This is a genomic window from Vibrio sp. 10N.222.52.C3, from assembly GCF_041474195.1.
In the GTDB taxonomy this organism is placed as follows: domain Bacteria; phylum Pseudomonadota; class Gammaproteobacteria; order Enterobacterales; family Vibrionaceae; genus Vibrio; species Vibrio crassostreae_C.
In genome coordinates, this window is sequence record NZ_JBFRTQ010000229.1 from 1 (window position 1) to 2275 (window position 2275).

Annotated in this window: 1 protein-coding gene; it reads left to right on the plus strand. The window is 43.3% G+C overall.

The features are described from left to right. The first annotated feature begins 368 nt into the window (after positions 1–368). Positions 369–1961 carry a Na(+)/H(+) antiporter NhaB gene (gene nhaB / locus AB4517_RS22520; RefSeq protein WP_136973544.1) on the plus strand — a complete coding sequence of 531 codons (1593 nt, stop codon included), beginning with the start codon at positions 369–371 and terminating at the stop codon, positions 1959–1961. The last annotated feature ends 314 nt before the right edge of the window (positions 1962–2275 follow it).

Below are 2275 nucleotides of genomic sequence, written 5' to 3' on the forward strand. Positions count from 1 at the left end.
ATCATATATAAGCCGTCGTTATTCTGTAATTTTCAATCATTTCGCTGAAATATTGATTCTAGTCGGTTTTTATCACATTTTAAGTGGTATGCTTGCGCTACTTTGATCGCGTTTCTCAACAAAAAAGAGGTATTTTTAGGGCTACAGGGCTTTTCCTGTTGACTAAATGTTATCTAAGAGTAAAGTTGCGCTCAAAAATAAGCAGTGCTTGAGTTTCTAAGGGAGTGACTTGGCAAGACCACAGAACATTACATGGAATGTAGTTTTTCTAAGTCACTGTTAGTTATAGTTTTTAACAATTTCTATAGCTCGATTCTCAAAATGTTGTATTGCTTGTCTATTCATAATCAACATAAAAGAGTATTAACATGCCGATGTCTCTCGGAAACGCTTTTATCAAGAACTTCCTTGGTAAAGCTCCTGATTGGTATAAACTTGCCATCATTTCCTTTTTAATCATCAACCCGTTTGTTTTCTTCCTAGTTGACCCATTTGTTGCGGGCTGGCTATTGGTGGTTGAGTTTATTTTCACTCTAGCTATGGCTCTCAAATGCTACCCACTTCAACCGGGTGGTCTATTAGCTATTCAAGCAGTCGCCATTGGCATGACCAAACCAGAAATGGTTTATCACGAGCTGCAAGCAAACCTTCCTGTATTACTCTTGCTCGTATTCATGGTTGCTGGCATTTACTTCATGAAAGAACTGCTTTTGTTCATTTTCACGAAGATCTTGCTTGGCATCCAATCTAAAATTTTACTCTCCGTTGCCTTCTGTGTTGCTGCCGCTTTCTTATCAGCATTCCTAGATGCACTAACAGTAATCGCCGTAGTTATTAGCGTTGCGGTCGGCTTCTACTCTATCTACCACAAGGTTGCATCAGGCAAGGGCACAACGTCTTCGCACGATCATACTCATGATGAAGAGATCTCAGAGCTAACTCGTGATGACCTAGAAAACTACCGTGCTTTCCTACGTTCACTGCTAATGCACGCTGGTGTGGGTACAGCACTGGGTGGTGTAATGACCATGGTAGGAGAACCACAAAACTTGGTAATTGCTAAGCAAGCAGGTTGGGAGTTCGGTGAATTTATCATCCGTATGCTGCCAGTAACACTACCTGTTTTCTTCTGCGGTATTTTAACTTGTGCACTTGTCGAGAAATTCAAAGTGTTTGGTTACGGTGCTCAACTACCAATGAATGTTCGCCAAATCTTAGTTGAGTTTGACAACAAAGAACGTGCAAACCGCACAAAGCAAGACGTAGCAAAACTATGGGTTCAAAGTGCAATCGCAGTTTGGCTTATCGTCGGCCTTGCACTTCACGTTGCTGAAGTAGGTTTGATTGGCCTGTCTGTGATCATCTTAGCTACAGCATTTACGGGTGTTATTGAAGAACACTCTATGGGTAAAGCCTTTGAAGAAGCGCTGCCATTTACTGCACTTCTTGCCGTTTTCTTCGCTGTTGTTGCTGTGATCATCGACCAAGCTCTATTTAAGCCAGTCATCGATGCAGTACTTCACGTTGAAGATAAAGGCGCACAGCTCGCACTCTTCTATATTGCCAACGGTATTTTATCGATGGTTTCAGATAACGTGTTCGTCGGTACGGTTTACATTAACGAAGTGAAAACTGCACTGGTTGAAGGCATCATCACTCGTGATCAGTTCGACCTACTTGCTGTTGCTATCAACACTGGTACTAACCTACCTTCTGTTGCAACGCCAAACGGCCAGGCTGCATTCCTATTCCTATTAACATCAGCACTTGCTCCGTTAATTAGATTGTCTTACGGTCGCATGGTTATCATGGCGTTGCCATACACCATCGTATTGGCACTGGTTGGCCTAGCAGGCATTGTGTTCTTCGTAGAGCCAATGACAGCATGGTTCTATGATGCAGGTTGGATCATTCAACGCACTGGTGAAGTCGTTGCTCCAGTTATCTCTGGTGGTCATTAAGCTAAACATTGTGTCGCAAACCACAATAAGTGTATCGAGGGAGTGTTGACCTTTCGAGCTGATTTTTGCAGCGAGTTGCTGGGTATTTATACAAGGCAGAGGCTTTGATGTGTAGCTAGCCTACATGAGAAGCCGATAACGTAGTAGAAATGACCAGCAAACGCTGCCCGAAGGGTTCGAGCTGGGCGCCCCCGCAAAAAGCGTTTTACTCTTTGTTGAGGGGGATTTGCTTAGAATGCTAGGCTACTTCCCCCTCGCCGCGATTAAAACGCTTTTATCTCGAACAAAATTTAATCGCGAAAGGTCAACACGCC

Bases quoted from the DNA above. Each gene is read 5' to 3' on its own strand.
- nhaB (WP_136973544.1), top strand. From the start codon at position 369: ATGCCGATGTCTCTCGGAAACGCTTTTATCAAGAACTTCCTTGGTAAA.